This is a genomic window from Streptomyces sp. NPDC101234, assembly GCF_044767525.1.
Classification (GTDB): domain Bacteria; phylum Actinomycetota; class Actinomycetes; order Streptomycetales; family Streptomycetaceae; genus Streptomyces; species Streptomyces sasae.
The window spans coordinates 315,297-329,553 of record NZ_JBIWOA010000005.1 but is presented as its reverse complement, the minus strand read 5'-3'; the positions used below and the strand labels follow the sequence as shown (position 1 = coordinate 329,553).

At 70.4% G+C, this 14,257-nt stretch carries 18 protein-coding genes; 8 read left to right on the top strand and 10 right to left on the bottom strand.

The window, feature by feature from the left end; all coding sequences use genetic code 11:
* Positions 1-199: 199 nt before the first annotated feature.
* Complete coding sequence (locus tag ACIRR9_RS12175) at positions 200-877, top strand: DUF4360 domain-containing protein (RefSeq protein ID WP_316782724.1); 678 nt, start codon at positions 200-202, stop codon at positions 875-877.
* Between the two features lie 22 nt (positions 878-899).
* On the opposite strand, the gene ACIRR9_RS12170 is transcribed toward ACIRR9_RS12175, so the two are convergent.
* Positions 900-1,883, bottom strand: coding sequence for an AsnC family transcriptional regulator (locus tag ACIRR9_RS12170; protein ID WP_403750319.1), 984 nt, complete (start codon positions 1,881-1,883; stop codon positions 900-902).
* 112 nt (positions 1,884-1,995) lie between these two features.
* Between ACIRR9_RS12170 and ACIRR9_RS12165 the strand changes: the two genes are divergently transcribed.
* A complete protein-coding gene (locus ACIRR9_RS12165) occupies positions 1,996-3,447 on the top strand; it encodes a carboxylesterase/lipase family protein (protein ID WP_403750317.1) in 1,452 nt (483 codons plus the stop codon).
* A gap of 40 nt (positions 3,448-3,487) precedes the next feature.
* Here ACIRR9_RS12165 and ACIRR9_RS12160 read toward each other — a convergent pair whose 3' ends face one another.
* Together ACIRR9_RS12160 and ACIRR9_RS12155 are read right to left on the bottom strand one after the other, a co-directional pair.
* Positions 3,488-4,480, bottom strand: coding sequence for a GlxA family transcriptional regulator (locus ACIRR9_RS12160; RefSeq protein WP_403750314.1), 993 nt, complete (start codon positions 4,478-4,480; stop codon positions 3,488-3,490).
* 23 nt (positions 4,481-4,503) lie between these two features.
* Entirely contained in the window at positions 4,504-5,298 is a 795-nt protein-coding gene (locus ACIRR9_RS12155; protein ID WP_403750312.1) for a helix-turn-helix domain-containing protein, read from the bottom strand.
* A gap of 122 nt (positions 5,299-5,420) precedes the next feature.
* On the opposite strand from ACIRR9_RS12155, the gene ACIRR9_RS12150 reads away from it, so the two are divergent.
* Complete coding sequence (locus ACIRR9_RS12150; RefSeq protein WP_403750310.1) at positions 5,421-5,825, top strand: nuclear transport factor 2 family protein; 405 nt, start codon at positions 5,421-5,423, stop codon at positions 5,823-5,825.
* Here the strand turns inward: ACIRR9_RS12150 and ACIRR9_RS12145 are convergent.
* From ACIRR9_RS12145 to ACIRR9_RS12135, 3 genes are all read right to left on the bottom strand, one after another.
* Positions 5,822-6,370 (bottom strand): hypothetical protein, encoded by a 549-nt coding sequence (locus tag ACIRR9_RS12145; protein WP_403750307.1) that lies wholly within the window; start codon positions 6,368-6,370, stop codon positions 5,822-5,824. The genes ACIRR9_RS12150 and ACIRR9_RS12145 overlap by 4 nt on opposite strands.
* Positions 6,371-6,463: 93 nt before the next feature.
* Entirely contained in the window at positions 6,464-7,312 is an 849-nt protein-coding gene (locus ACIRR9_RS12140) for a DUF2690 domain-containing protein (protein WP_403750305.1), read from the bottom strand.
* Positions 7,309-8,070 (bottom strand): peptidoglycan-binding protein, encoded by a 762-nt coding sequence (locus ACIRR9_RS12135; protein ID WP_403750302.1) that lies wholly within the window; start codon positions 8,068-8,070, stop codon positions 7,309-7,311. The genes ACIRR9_RS12140 and ACIRR9_RS12135 overlap by 4 nt, the downstream gene beginning before the upstream one ends.
* Before the next feature lie 328 nt (positions 8,071-8,398).
* On the opposite strand from ACIRR9_RS12135, the gene ACIRR9_RS12130 reads away from it, so the two are divergent.
* Positions 8,399-8,821: a hypothetical protein gene (locus ACIRR9_RS12130; RefSeq protein WP_403750300.1), complete on the top strand. Its 423-nt coding sequence runs from the start codon at positions 8,399-8,401 to the stop codon at positions 8,819-8,821.
* 60 nt (positions 8,822-8,881) lie between these two features.
* On the opposite strand, the gene ACIRR9_RS12125 is transcribed toward ACIRR9_RS12130, so the two are convergent.
* A complete protein-coding gene (locus ACIRR9_RS12125; RefSeq protein WP_403750298.1) occupies positions 8,882-9,319 on the bottom strand; it encodes a hypothetical protein in 438 nt (145 codons plus the stop codon).
* Here ACIRR9_RS12125 and ACIRR9_RS12120 point away from each other — a divergent pair.
* Complete coding sequence (locus tag ACIRR9_RS12120) at positions 9,318-9,476, top strand: hypothetical protein (RefSeq protein WP_403750295.1); 159 nt, start codon at positions 9,318-9,320, stop codon at positions 9,474-9,476. The two genes, ACIRR9_RS12125 and ACIRR9_RS12120, sit on opposite strands and share 2 nt — an antisense overlap.
* An 18-nt stretch (positions 9,477-9,494) precedes the next feature.
* Here the strand turns inward: ACIRR9_RS12120 and ACIRR9_RS12115 are convergent, their stop codons facing one another.
* Together ACIRR9_RS12115 and ACIRR9_RS12110 are read right to left on the bottom strand one after the other, a co-directional pair.
* Entirely contained in the window at positions 9,495-9,737 is a 243-nt protein-coding gene (locus ACIRR9_RS12115; protein ID WP_403750292.1) for a DUF397 domain-containing protein, read from the bottom strand.
* On the bottom strand, positions 9,734-10,585 hold the full coding sequence (locus ACIRR9_RS12110) for a Scr1 family TA system antitoxin-like transcriptional regulator (protein ID WP_403750289.1): 852 nt from the start codon (positions 10,583-10,585) through the stop codon (positions 9,734-9,736). The genes ACIRR9_RS12115 and ACIRR9_RS12110 overlap by 4 nt, the downstream gene beginning before the upstream one ends.
* A gap of 107 nt (positions 10,586-10,692) precedes the next feature.
* On the opposite strand from ACIRR9_RS12110, the gene ACIRR9_RS12105 reads away from it, so the two are divergent.
* A complete protein-coding gene (locus tag ACIRR9_RS12105) occupies positions 10,693-11,157 on the top strand; it encodes an ATP-binding protein (RefSeq protein ID WP_403750286.1) in 465 nt (154 codons plus the stop codon).
* A 41-nt stretch (positions 11,158-11,198) separates the two neighbouring features.
* Here ACIRR9_RS12105 and ACIRR9_RS12100 read toward each other — a convergent pair whose 3' ends face one another.
* On the bottom strand, positions 11,199-11,957 hold the full coding sequence (locus ACIRR9_RS12100) for an intradiol ring-cleavage dioxygenase (RefSeq protein ID WP_403750283.1): 759 nt from the start codon (positions 11,955-11,957) through the stop codon (positions 11,199-11,201).
* Positions 11,958-12,178: 221 nt separating this feature from the next.
* Here ACIRR9_RS12100 and ACIRR9_RS12095 point away from each other — a divergent pair, with 221 nt between their 5' ends.
* Both ACIRR9_RS12095 and ACIRR9_RS12090 read left to right on the top strand, forming a co-directional pair.
* Positions 12,179-13,141, top strand: coding sequence for an arabinan endo-1,5-alpha-L-arabinosidase (locus tag ACIRR9_RS12095; RefSeq protein ID WP_403750281.1), 963 nt, complete (start codon positions 12,179-12,181; stop codon positions 13,139-13,141).
* 174 nt (positions 13,142-13,315) lie between these two features.
* Complete coding sequence (locus tag ACIRR9_RS12090; RefSeq protein ID WP_403750278.1) at positions 13,316-14,236, top strand: UTP--glucose-1-phosphate uridylyltransferase; 921 nt, start codon at positions 13,316-13,318, stop codon at positions 14,234-14,236.
* The last annotated feature ends 21 nt before the right edge of the window (positions 14,237-14,257 follow it).

Here is a 14,257-nt window from a genome sequence, read left to right as displayed (position 1 = left end):
TACTCGTACAGGCTTCAGGGGGCTGTGAAATCCGGCGTTGTGAATGGCCGGAGTTCGCCCTGACCGGTTCGTGCGGGGGTTCCTACGATTCGAGCGCCCCGGTCTTCACAGGAAACCCACAGGTTCTTCAAAGGTAAACCATGTGGGTGATGAGGGTCGCGGGCGTAACCCCCCACCCGATCACCGAACTGGAGAAACCATGGGACTCAGGAGACCCAGGAGACATGGACTCCTGCTCGGCGGAGCGCTCGCCGCGCTGCTCACCGCCGGGCTGCCCGCCCAGGCCCGGGCCTCGTCGTCGCCGGTGTTCGACGACCCGCCGCCGGACAAGATCGTCATCAACATCGCCACGGTGAACGGCTCCGGCTGTCCGCAGGGCACCACCGCCGTCGCCGTCTCCGAGGACAACACCGCCTTCACCGTCACCTACAGCGCCTATCTCGCCCAGGCGGGCGGCAACTCCGACCCCACCGCCCTGCGCCGCAACTGCCAGCTCAACCTGGTCGTGCACGTTCCGCAGGGCTTCACCTACGCCATCGCCAGCGCCGACTACCGGGGCTACGCGTCCCTCCAGTCCGGCGCCACCGGCACCCAGCGCGCCTCGTACTACTTCCAGGGCTCGTCCAACACGGCCGCCGCCAGCCACCCCTTCAGCGGCCCCTACGACGACAACTGGCAGGCCACCGACACCACCGACTGGGCGCAACTGGTCTGGGCGCCCTGCGGGGTCCAGCGCAACTTCAACATCAACACGGAGCTGCGGGTCAACGCCGGGACCGCGAACCCCGGCAAGGTCAGCTTCATGACCATGGACTCCACCGACGGCGACATCAGCACCGTCTACCACATGGCCTGGAAGGAGTGCCCCGGCAAGTAGGCCCACCGGGCCGCCCGGGCGGTCACAGGCTGCCCGGGCGGACCAGGCCGGTCCGCTTGACCCCGGTCAGGATGGGTGTGACCTCCATCGTGGTGACGTGGTCGAGCGCACCGACGGTGTCGCTCAGGAAGAGATAGAGCGCGTCGAGGTCGGTCGCCGCGACGGCCACCAGGAGGTTGGCCGAACCGGTGGTGGCCGACGCGAACCGGACCTGTGGATGGCGGCTGAGCCGCCGGCCGGTCTCCTCCAGGCCGCCGGGGGCGACCGTCATCCACAGCAGCGCCTCGGTGCGGATGCCCAGCCGGGCCAGATCGACCTCGGTCGCGATCCTGACCACCTGGCCGCTCGCCAGCGCCTCCAGGCGGCGGCGGGCGGTCAGGGCGCTGGTGTCGGCGCGGCGGGCGAGCTCCGTGTAGGAGGCCCGCCCGTCCTCGATCAGCCCGTCGACCAGCCGGAGGTCGACGGGGAGGAGCGAGGAGTGGGTGCGGGTGCAGGTCACGGGCGCGACCGGGCGCAGACGGGCCAGCTCCTCCTGCGACAGCAGGCCGCCGCTCCAGTCGAAGCCGGCCGGGAAGACCCGCAACAGGGCGTGCGAGGTCCACGACTGGACCGCCGCGGTGGCCGGGAGATCGCGCAGCAGCAGGTTGTTGCGGGCGTCCGGGCCGTCCAGGAACAGGACGGTGCAGATCTCGTCGCCGCCGCCGAGGACGTCCACCCAGACGGTGTCGGGCCGGCGCGCCAGGGTGGCGGCGATGGCGCTGATCCGGTTGGGCTTGCACCGGATGCGCAGGGCCAGCGGGATCAGGTCGGGGAAGCACACGGGGTTGCGGACCGCCGTGGACCGCAGGGTGCCGTCGTGGAAGAGCGGCGCCGCACGCCGTACCACGGTGCGCTCGGAGATGCCGAGGACCTGCCCGACCGTGCGCCAGGAGGCGCGCGGGGAGGCCAGCATCGCGGCGGCGATCCGGCTGTCGGTCTCATCCAGCTGCTGACGCTTTTTCTCCATGTCCGGAGATCATATGTCCTTCATTCTCGATTCCATGCGTGCTTTCTGGCCCGTTTCCGCTCACCCGGTGAGGATCGGTGGCACAGCAACGGAACCGAGAGAGGTGAGCACCATGACGGGCATCGAGGACCGGACCGTGGCCACGAACCGGGGCAGGGTCGGCGGCGTCGCGGAGGGCGAGGCGATCGCCTTCCGGGGCATCCCGTACGCGGCGTCCCCGGTCGGCGAGCTGCGGTTCGCACCGCCGCGGCCGCACCAGGGCTGGACCGGAGTGCGGGAGGCCGCCGAGTCCGGCCCCTCCGTCCCCCAGGGGCCGTCCCGCCTGGAGCAGGTGATGGGCCACCGCACGTCCGACTGGGACGAGGACGGCAGCCTGACCGTCAACGTCTTCGCCCCGCGCCGGGCCCTGACCGACGGGACGCCCCGCCCGGTCCTGGTCTGGTGGCACGGCGGCGGCTTCACCAGCGGCTCCGGCGGCTGGGACTGGTACGACGGCTCCCGCCTCGCCGCCCTCGGCGACATCGTGGTCGTCACCGCCAACTACCGTGTCGGACCGCTGGGTTACCTGTATCTGCCGGAGATCGGGGCCGCCAACCTCGGCCCCCAGGACCAGGGTGCCCTGCTGCGCTGGGTCCGGGACAACATCGCCTCCTTCGGCGGCGACCCGCGCGAGGTGACGGTCGGCGGCCAGTCGGCCGGCGCCTACTCCACCCTCTCCCTGGCCCTCGACCCGGAGACCAGCGGCCTGATCACCCGGGTGCTCCTGCAGAGCGGCCCCTTCGGACTGCCCCCGCAGGACCCGCGGGACGCGGCCGAGCACGCCGAGGCCTACCTGCGTCTGCTCGGCATCCCGGCCGGCGCCGACCCCGGCAAGGCCCTGCGCGCCCTGCCCGCCGGACAACTGCTCTCCACCTACGGCCGGCTCGCGGGCCGGCTCGCCCGCCCCGGCAACGCGGCCCCGCCGATGTACCCGGTGCTCGGCGCCCCCGGCATGCCCCGCACCTGGCAGCGGGCCCTCGCCGACGGCGCACTGGAGGGCAAGCCGCTGCTCATCGGCACCACAGAGGACGAGGCGACGGCCTTCTTCACCTTCGACCCGTACATCCAGAACCTCACCGCCGCCGGCACGGTCGGCCTCCTGAAGGACCAGGCCGGTGACCACGCCCAGCAGCTCTACGACACGTACGCCGCCCGGCTCCCGCAGGGCACCCCCGCACAGATCTTCACCGCGATCGGCACGGACGGGCTGTTCCGCGACGACGCGCTGCGGATCGCCGACCACCACGCGGCCGGCGGCAACGCCACCCACGTCTACCGGTTCGACTACCGCCCGGCCGAGGACCCCCACTCCCTCGGCGCCACCCACTGCGGCGAACTCCCCTTCCTCTTCAACACCTTCGACGCGTACCCGGACAGCCCGATGCTCGGCACGGTGGGGGACGCCCAGCGCGCCCTGGGGAGGGCCTTCGGCGGCGCGGTCGCCGAGTTCGTCAGGACCGGCTCGGTGCACGACTGGCTGCCGTACGCCCCCGCGACGGCCGCCCGCGTCCGCCACTTCGCCTGAGCGGGAGCGGGAGCGGGAGCGGGAGCAGGAACGGGAACGCTCAGACCTTGCTGTCGCCCGGCACCGTGCTCCGGAAGGTGTTCCGGTACGCCTGCGGGGAGACGCCGATCGCCGCGTGCAGGTGCTGCCGCAGAGACGTGCCGGTGGCGAAGCCGACCTCCGCCGCGACGCGGTCGACCGGAAGGTCGCTGCTCTCCAGGAGGTGGCGGGCGCGGTGCACCCGCTGCTGGATCAGCCAGCGCCCCGGGCTGGTACCGGTCTCCTCCTGGAAGCGGCGTGCGAAGGTGCGCCGGCTCATCCGCGCATGCTCGGCCAACTCCCCGAGGGCGAGCGGGCGTTCCAGGTTCTCCAGGGCCCAGGCCCGGGTGGCCGCCGTACCGGTGGCGCCCTCGTCCGGCACCGGCTGCTCGATGTACTGCGCCTGCCCGCCGTCCCGCCACGGCGGTACGACGCACTGCCGGGCCACGCTGTTGGCGACCGCGCTGCCGTGGTCGGAGCGGACGACGTGCAGACAGACGTCGACACCGGACGCGGCCCCCGCGGAGGTCAGCACATCACCGTCGTCGATGAACAACACGTCGGGGTCCAGGTCGACCTGGGGGAACATCCGCCGGAACCGGGGCGCCAGCGCCCAGTGGGTCGTCGCGGGCCGCCCGTCGAGCAGCCCGGCCGCCGCGAGCGCGAACGCCCCCGTACAGATGGAGACGATCCGGGTGCCCGGCCGGATCCGCGCGAGCGCGGCGGCGACCGGCTCGGACAGCTCCTGCGAGATCCGCGCCATGTCGTACGGCGGTACGACCACGGTGTCCGCGCTCTCCAGCGCCTCGGGCCCGTGCCCGACGGTGACCGTGAAGTCGGCGCTGGTCGCCACGGTGCGGTCGTCCGTCGCCGCGCACGTCACCACGTCGTAGGCGCCGGGGACGCACGGGAACACCCGGTTCGGGATCCCCAGCTCGAACGGATACACCCCGTCGAGAGCGAGCACCACGACCCGGTGGGGCCGGCTGGGCAGGAAGTCGATGACGGCAGACATGGCACGATTCTATCGCTCGCCCATCATCCGGCCATCGCGCGCAGGATCGCCGCCGTCCGCGCGTCCGCCGGGAAGAAGGTCTCGACGGCGATCTCGTCCAGGGTCACGTCACGCGGCGAACCGAACACCGTGGTGGTGTAGAGCAGCGCGAGTTCCCCGTGCTCGGACGACAGCAACAGCGGAACCACCAGGTCGTCGTACGGCGTCCGGTCCGGGCGCGCGTCCGTCTCCTCGGGGCCGGGGTAGCCCTCCAGCTCCGCGAGCAGCTCGGCCAGGCCGGCGGCCGAGGTCCGCTCCAGCTGGCGGCGGACCCGGCGCAGCACATGCGCCCGCCACTGCGCGAGGTTGCGGATGCGTCCGGACAGGCCGTCGGGGTGCAGGGTCGCCCGCAGTACGTTCACCGGCGGCCGGGTCACCTCCTCCGCCGCCACACCACCGAGGAACAGCCCCATGGCACGGTTCGCGGCCAGCAGCTCCCAGCGCACGTTGACGGCGAGCGCCGGGTTCGGCTCGTGCCCGGTCAGGACGGCCTCCACCGCCTCGCGCGCCGCGCCCAGATCGGCGTAGGCGCGCTCGGGGTGCACCGGGGCGAACCCGGCGGCCAGATAGAGCGCGTTGCGTTCCCGCAGCGGCACGTCGAGCTCCTCGCACAGCCGCCGGACCATGTCCCGGCTCGGGTTCGCCCGCCCGGTCTCGATGCAGCTCAGGTGCCGGGTCGACAACTCGGCGGCGAGCGACACGTCGAGCTGCGAACGCCGGCGTCGCTCCCGCCAGCGGCGCACCTGCACCCCGACCGGTTCGGTGGTGGTCGTCGTCATGCCCCTCAGGCTGCCCGGCTCCACGGGCCACGGCAATGACCTCGCAGGTCATCGACAGCGCTCGCCCCGCGCCCCCAAAGTCGGAACACGGAAACGCAGTTCGCGACGAAGGGAGCACCACCATGACCGAGACCACCGTCGACGCCCACGAACAACTGGCGCAGTACGTAAGGTTCTGGAACACCGGCGTCGAGCGGGAGCAGCGCGCATGCGCCGAAGCCGCCTTCACCGACGGCGTCGAGTACCGCGCGCAGATCGGGATCCTGAGCGGGACACAGGCGTTGATCGACTTTCGTGATCAGTTCGCGGCCCACATGGGCACGGTCACGTTCCGGCTCCGCGAACAGCCCCAGGTGCACCACCAGCGCGCGAGGCTCCGGTGGGAGATCCTCACCGGCGACGGCACCGGCACGTCCTTCGCCACCGGAACCGACGTACTTCACCTCGACGAGGACGGCCGCATCAGCTCCGTCTCGGTCTTCCTCGACCGGGCGCCCGAGGGGTTCGACCCCGAGGCGCACGACTAGCCTTCGGCAGGGACAGCCTTGCCGAGGCGGATCCGGGTGTCGCAGCCGAGATCCTGGTGGTAGGTGGCGGAACCCTGCCGGTACTCGTAGCGGCAGGTGGACAGGTCCCCGTGCACGGCACCGGTCACCTTGACCCGGGCCTCGTAGTACAGGGTCGACCAGCCGTGCGCCTTGACCGGGATCGAATCGCCCTTGTGGTCATCGGCGACCTCGGCGCCGACGGGTATCACCCCGATCGGGTGACCGCCGGTGCCGGCGTCGGCGACCCGGTACCCCGTGATCCGCAGCCCGGCCGGGACATGGGCGATCTCCGCGCTCAGGACGGTGAGCGGCTTCCCCGACGTGTTCGACATCTGCGGCATGGTCACCCAGTACTCCTTGCCGACCTGGGCATGGTCGTACCCGACGAGGTTCGAGGCCTTCGCATCGCCTTCCAGGGCCGTACCCCCGGAGCCGGAGCAGGAGGTGAGAAGGGCGGCGCCCAGTGCCAGGAACACGGCGGCGGGAAAGGGACGGGAACGGCGTCTGGACTTGCTGATGGACATGGACCCCCCTGGTACGTGCGCGTACCGGGGATCCAATCATCCAGCGGCGTCCGTGAGGAAGCCGGCGAGGGGAGTTCCCCCAGCCCCCGGGGATCACGGCTGGGGTACTGAGTAGCAGGTGTCCGGGGTCTGCGGGCGGGGGGTCACGCATGCCCTCATGTCGTGGCCGTGGCCGGGTACGGCCGCCAGGTCGGTGTAGACGAACGGGTCGGTGTTGTCCGCGTGTGCGGCGGTCACGCGCTGTGTGGGCTGACCGGGGACGGTGAAAGTCAGGGTGCTGCCGGTGGGTGCGTTCCATACCCGGGCCCAGGCGGCCCGGCACAACGGGTTATAGCGTATTTCGAGCCCGATGCCGGTGGGTGTCTGCACGTGCAGCAGCGTCTTCGGTTCGACTCCGCACAGGGGTGGTCCCGGGTCCTTGCCGTTGCAGGCGACTCCCGTACAACCGACATGGAAGCCCGCTGAGGCATCGGAAGTCACCCGGCCCGCCCCGGTGAGCAGGAAGACGGTGCAGGCGACCAGTGCGGCGACCCCGGCGGCGACGCCCCCGATGAGTCGCTTGCGGAACGGCCGGACCGGTGGCGCGACCGGAGCCGGAGCCGCTTCGCGGGAAGCAGCGGGTTCCGGTGTCTCCCGCGTTTCCTGGGTTTTCTCCTGCGCCCCGTCTCCCGGGGGAAGCGCACGTGTCGCGGTGCGTCGGCTCCAGGCTCTCTCCGCCAGTTCCCACAGCAGGCGTACGCCGGGCTCCGGCTCGTCGGCGAGACGGCACAGCACGCTCACCGCCGGCCAGGGCGGAACGGACCGCCCGGCCAGCCAGCGCTGCCAGGAGGACCTGCTGTAGGCCGATTCCGTCGCCAGCGCCGACAGGGTGAGCCGGCGGCGGTCGCGGAGCATCCGAAGGCGGGCCGCCAGCCGCTCGCACTCGGGCGGGATCCCCGTCATCCGCGCAACGCCGCCCAGGTGTGCGGGCCGACCTGGCCGTCGATGTCCAGGTGGTACCTCTTCTGCGCGGTGATGACCGCGGACTCGGTCAGCGGTCCGAAGTTGCCGTCCACGCCTCCCGGGGAGATACCGGCACGCTGGAGCAGGCACTGCAGTTCGGCGACCTCGGGGCCCGACATGTCGACTTCGAGCAGGTCGCTGTTGGTGCCACTGTTCCCGGCGTACCACGACCCGGCCTTGCGGACGTACGTGCAGGCGTAGGTGATCGGATGGGCCACCGCCACCGTGCGGGAGGAATCGGCCGGCCTCTCGCCGTCGACCGCCGTCACCGCCGCCCCGGCGATCGCCGCTCCCGCCACGGCCGCCCCGGCAGCGGTCAGGTACAGCCTCAGCCGTGTCACCGGCCGCCGAACAGGGCTCGGCGCAACGGTGATCGGCGGCGGTTCACCGCCCGACTCGGCATCCAAGTCCGCAGGGCCGGCAGGCCGGTCCCGGTGCCAGGAATCCGCCGCCGCCTCGTGAAGCGCCAGCAGCCGCACTGTATCCGCGCCCGTCACCGCCGCCAGCGCCTCGACCGCCGGGGCCGGCGGCAGCAGACGGCCACTCAGATAACGTTCCCACGAGGATGCGCTGTAACCCGTCCGCACGGCGAGCCTGGGCAGACTCAGACCACTGCCGTCCTTCAGCCGACGCAACTGCCCGACGAACTCCACCACGACGGGGTCCAGTCCCCCCGGCAGTTCTTTCCACCGTGCCATACCCCGCCCCATTCCGTCCCAAGACGTTCCCCATGGTCCGGCCGGAGATCGTAGCCGGGCAAGGTGACAGGGGACGTTCCGATTCCGCGTGTCGCGTCCCGCTGTGTGCCGCGCGGTTCCTCGGCCCGTCAGGCGTCCCGTCCCGCCGTCACGGCCCGGTGTATCTCCGCTGGTCACACGCCCGGGCGCCCCGCGAAACCCTCACTTGCCCCCGGCATCTGGTGTCCGGCCGTCGGGCCTCACCAGAATTTCACCCGGCCGACGACACTCAGTCCGGCCCCGGGCCGTCGCCCAAGAATCACGTCCACCCACAGGGGAAAGGTCTCCCATGCCGAAAACCATCAAGCGGATCCTCGCGTCGGCAGCAGTGATCATGCTGGGCTTCGTCGTGCAGACGGGTTCCGCATCGGCCACCATCCGCCCGATGACGTTCGACGAATGCGGCCACAACGGCGATTCCGGCGTCGACAACTGCATGTACATCAACGGCTCGGGCCTCTACGCCTCCGAGGTGCGCGGGTGGGCCAAGGACGTCGGTTTCGGGTACCCGGTCCACGAAGAGGTCACCGGGCCGAACGGCGTGGTCTGCAACTCGGCCACGATCACCACTGCCAGCCCGACCCAGGTCGTCGGCTGCCAGGTGTACCCGAACAAGGACATCGCCGCCGGTACGTACTGTTCGATCCTCTGGGAGTACCAGGGCGGTAAGTACTACAACCGTGCCGAGAACTGCGGCACCGTCAGCGCCTGACGGCTGCCCCGCTCTGGCTGGAGAGCCGAGGAGCCCCTGGCCGCACGCCAGGGGCTTCGCTCAGTTCAGCCGGCCGCGGACTCGCCAGAGACCCAGACCCGCCAGTCCCGCCGTGACCAGGGCGTGGACGCCGCTCTCGTACCACTGGACGTCCCGGTAACGGGTTGCGGGTTGCTCCGTCACCTTCACGTGCAGGTTCTGCTCGGCCAGACAGCCGAGCGTGGCGGACTGGTTGTCGATGCCGATGCAGTCCGCGTACATCTTGGTGTGGCCGATGTCCTTCCCCGCGGAGTCGAGCATCGGGCTGGTCGATACCGCCCAGGCGCCGTCGGGAACCTTGAGGCCGCCGACGGTCCCGTACTCACCGAGGAAGTTCAGGGTGCTGAGCGCCGACTTGGTGAGTTGCACCGAGGGACTCACCGGCTTCACCAGGTGCGGGCGGACCACGGTGGGCATGACGATCTGGATGACGGCGAAGGCCACCAGGGACACCGCCATGGCCGGTAGCGTGCGGCGCAGGAACAGCCCCAGGGCCACCCCGAGCACGAAGGCGAAGGCAGCGAAGGCCGGTGGCGTGATGGCGAAGCTGGGCGCACGCAACCGGGTCGAGATCGCCGCGTGGGCCTGGGAGAGCCGGTTGGTCGGTTCCGCCTGAGGACCGATCCTCCAGCGGTCATCGCACCGCGTACGTGAGGAAGCCGGCCCAGGTGGCGGGGGAGAGTGCCAGCCGGGGGCCCTGCGGGTTCTTCGAGTCGCGGATGTGGATGGTGGTGGGGCGGGTGGCGACTTCTACGCAGTCGCCCTGACTGCCACTGCTGTAACTGGACTTGCGCCACTGGAGGGCGACCTCGACGCAGTCGCCCTCGCTGCCACTGCTGTGAGTGCTCTTGAACCAGGTCAGTTCGGACGTGCTCATAGCGCTCCTCGCATCTGCTCCAACAGAGCCCTGGAGTCCCGGAGGTTGGGGGCCTGCGCGCGCAGTTTTCCATATCGCTGGTGGAGGACGCTGATCTCCTTCGGATCGGCGATGAGGCGGCCGTTCTTCTGCCCTTCCGAATAAGCGAACCACTGATTCTCGGGGGTCTCAAGCAGCTGCAACGGGCCATCCAGTCCGGCGTGTGTGGGCTGCCGCAGCGGCATGACCTGGATCTCCACGTTCCGGTGGTGGTCGATCACCTCCAGCAAGTGGTCGAGCAGCTCTCGTGTCACTTCGTCGCCGCCCGTTCGTCGCTCCAGCAAGGCCTGCTCGACGATGAAACTGAACGCGCACGGCCGCTCCCGCCGGGTGGACAGCAGATCCTGTCGGGCCGCGCGCGCGGCCACCCGATGATCTAGTTCCTGATCGTTGGGGATCGGCGGCACGCTCAGGAAGACCGCCCGCGTGTAGGCCTCTGTTTGCAACAGGCCTGGTACGACTCGGCATTCGTAGGTGTAGAGGCTGATCGCCGTCGCCTCCATCCGCGCCCACCGCCGAAACCAAGCCGCCAGCCCCGGCTGCCGGGCCACATGTCCCGCCGCCCGCCGTAAGGCCCCCGTGTTGCCCAGGGCCTCCTCCGCCGCCTGCACGAACGACTCGTCCGGCATCCTCCTCCCCAGCTCCACCGACGCCACCGTGTGTTTCGAGAACCGGACCCTTTCCCCGAACTCCTCCCGGCTCAGTCCCGCGTGCTCGCGCAACGCCTGGACCACCGCCCCGAAGGTCCGCAGACTGTCCGACGGCTCCGGTTCACATCCATCGCCCACGTAGGCCACCTCCGACGCCATGGTGACAGTCGGTCATCGGTACGGTCCAGTCCGTGACCGCGTACGCGGTTCGGGCGTACGAGGCTCCGACCTGGAGAAGCGTCCTTTCCGCAGGCCAGATTGGGTGCATGGAAGCTCCTCCCACCCCGGTCACCGTGAGTCGGACATTCGCCCAGCGGCTCAGTGCCACCCCGCGTGGTGCCCGGCTGGCCCGCCATCTCGCCGTCGCCCAACTCCACGTGTGGGGAGGCAGGTTCGCGGCGCCGGAGGTGATCGACAAGGTCTCGGTGATCGTCGCGGAGCTGGCCGCGAACGCGGTGACGCACGGGCGGGTGCCCGGCAGGGACTTCGAGTTGCGGCTGGCCCTGGTGACGGGGAGCGTGCGCGTCGAGGTCACCGACACCCGGGCCGACCGACGGCCGCCCGCACCGGGGGGCGTACGGCCGCCTCGGCCGCTGGACGACGGCGGGCGCGGGCTCGTGCTCGTGGACGCGCTGGCCGACCGGTGGGAGGTGCTGGACCGCGACTGTGCCGACGCGCCGGGGAAGACCGTGCGGGCCGAGGTGGACCTGCCGCCGCGCCGCAGACGCTGAGGCGGGCCCCGGGGGACGCACCTTCCCCGGGGCCCGTGGCGTCAGCTGGAGACGCCGAGGGTGAGCGTGCCGGTGTAGCCGGCGGAGGTGGAGCCGGTGACGGTCATGAGGCCGGAGGAAGCGCCGCCGCCGTCGTAGATCGAGTCGCCGGAGAGGGTGGTGCGGGTGACCGTGTTGGTCGAGTAGGGGGAGACCGCCGCGACCGCCGTGGTGATGCTCTCGTTGATGAAGAGCTGACCGGTGTGCACGGTCGTACCGCCGCTGAAGGAGCCGTCGGAGGTCAGGGTGACGCCCGTGTGGACCTTCACATGGATGTGGACGCAGCGGCCCCGGTACCAACCCGGGTAGATGGTGGTGATGTTGGCGACGCCGCTGGAGTTGGTGAGGACCCCGCCGCGCAGGAAGGTGCCGTCGTCGCTCTCGCTGTGGCCGTTGTTGCCGACGTAGCCGGAGTACTCGCCGAGCGCGTCGGCGTGCCAGACCTCCACCAGTGCGTTCGGGATGACGGTGCAGGCGGAGTTGACGACGGTGAGGGCGAGGCTGAGCGCGATGCCCGACTTGCCTTCGGTGATGTTCGTGCGGACCAGCGCGCCGTCGAGGTAGTAGGGGCCTTCGGTCATTTCCTCCGTGAGCGTGCAGACCGCCGCGGCGGCGGCCGGCTGGACGTTGGGGGCGGCGGCTGCCGCGGGGGCCTCGGCCGAGACCGCTGCGCCTACGGCCAGGGCAGCGGCGGTCGTACCGGTGGCGACGAGTACGGTACGGCGCCCGACGGAGCGGGCGTCCTCTGAGGTGTCTGTCATGGACACGGCACCGTAGGAACGGTTTCTGTTCGGAGGCTGTCAGTTCTGCAAAGTGAGTGACAGTCAAGTCCGCGGTTGAGACAGCTGAGTTGACACGCGACTTCCGTGCAGACCGTTGACCGCAAAACGATTCGATTCTACGGTCCGTCCGAATTGACGATCGCCGTTCGACATCACGGACAAGTCGGCGATCAATTCTTCTCCGCAGAAGGAGGCTTCGCGTGAGCCGCACTCGCACCGCACTCCTCGCCCTCCCCGCCGCGATCCTGCTCGCCCTGGTCCCGACGGCCGCGTCGGCGTACCCCGACCCGGGCACGGTCACCGGTGACGTCATCGTCCACGACCCGACGATGATCCGTACCTCGTCCGGCCGCTACCTGCTGTATTCCACCGGCGGCGGCCTCGCGTACAAGACGTCCACGGACCGCGTCGCCTTCACGGCGGGCTCCGACGCGTTCACCATGAAGCCGGGCTGGTGGTCGACGTACGCGACGGAGGCATGGGCGCCGGACATCTCGTACCACGGCGGCAAGTACCTGATGTACTACGCCGTCTCCACGTTCGGCTCCAACACGTCGGCCATCGGATTGGCCGGTTCCACAACGGGCCTGCCGGGCTCCTGGTCGGACTACGGCATCGTCTACACGTCGACGTCCGCCAGCGACTACAACGCCATCGACCCCAACCTCTTCGTGGACGGCGACGGCAAGTGGTGGCTGTCGTTCGGGAGTTGGTGGACGGGCATCAAGATGATCCGCATCGACCCGTCGACGGGCAAGCAGTACTCGGGCGACACCACCCGCTACTCCATCGCCGCCCGGCCGACCGGCAGCAAGGCGGTGGAGGCGCCGTACGTGATCAAACGCAACGGCTACTACTACCTCTTCGCCTCCTACGACCTGTGCTGCCAGGGCACCAGCTCGACGTACAAGGTGAAGGTGGGGCGCGCGACCTCGGTCACCGGCCCGTACTACGACAAGAGCGGCGTGGCGATGACGGACAACGGCGGCACGGCGGTCCTGGAGTCCCACGGCACGGTCATCGGCCCCGGCGGCGAGTCCGTCATGAACGACACCGACGGCGACCTGATCGTCTACCACTACTACGACGGCAACGACAGCGGGACACCGAAGCTGGGAATCAACCTGCTGGACTGGAGCTCGGGGTGGCCGGTGGCCTACTGAGGAGCGGTTCCGGGCGGTGTCCAGGGGGGGGCGCGACAGCCGGCCGTCCCCCTTCATCTCGACTTCGCCCGGAAATCGTCTCGGTGAAAGCCCCGGAATGCGTACGTTTCCCAGGTCGGACAGGGTCCATTGGTAGCGTCGGCGTACCCGTGCCGTCCAACCGAGAGAGATGTGATGTCCCCGACGATCCGCAGGGCCGTGATCCCCGCCGCCGGTCTCGGCTCCCGCCTGCTGCCGCTGACCAAGGCCACGCCGAAGGAGATGCTCCCGGTCGGCGACAAACCGGTGATCGAGCACACCGTGCGCGAGCTGGTGGACTCGGGCATCACCGACATCACCATCGTCGTGTCCGGCGGCAAGAGCCTCATCCAGGACCATTTCCGGCCCAATCCCGCGCTCGTCGAACAGCTTCGCAACGACGGCAAGGCCGCCTACGCGGACGCGGTCGAGGAAGTCGCCGAACTGGCCCGCCGCGGCCACATCACCTACCTCGACCAGTACGGCCCCTACGGCAACGGCACCCCCGTGCTGAACGCCGCCCGTGCCTTCGGTGACGAACCCGTCCTGGTCCTGTGGCCGGACGATGTCTTCGTCGCCGAGGTCCCGCGCGCTCAGCAGCTGATCCGCGCCTACGAGCAGACCGGCTGCCCGGTGCTCGCCCTGCTGCCCATGGACCCCGCCGACTCCCAGCGCTACGGCGTGCCCATAGTCAAGGAGGACCTCGGCGACGGCCAGCTGCGCATCACCGGCCTGGTGGAGAAGCCCGACCCGGCCGACGCGCCCTCCCCGTACGCGGCCATCGGCGGCTATGTCGTCACCCCCGGCATCATCGACGAGCTGCGCGAGCAGACCCGCCGCTGGTACGAGCGCCGGACCGGCGAGGTGTACCTGACCGACGCCATCAACGCCTACGCCCACAGCCGCGCCGTCTACGGGCAGGTCATCCAGGGGCGTTGGTACGACACCGGCAACCCGGCGGACTACCTCGTCGCCCAGATGGCCTCCGCCCTGGCCCACCCCGAGTACGGGCCCGTGCTGCGCCGCCTGGTCCGCCAGCTCGACGAGGGACAGGACGGCCCGCCGCGTACGGTATGATCTTCTCAGAGCTGGTCGCCG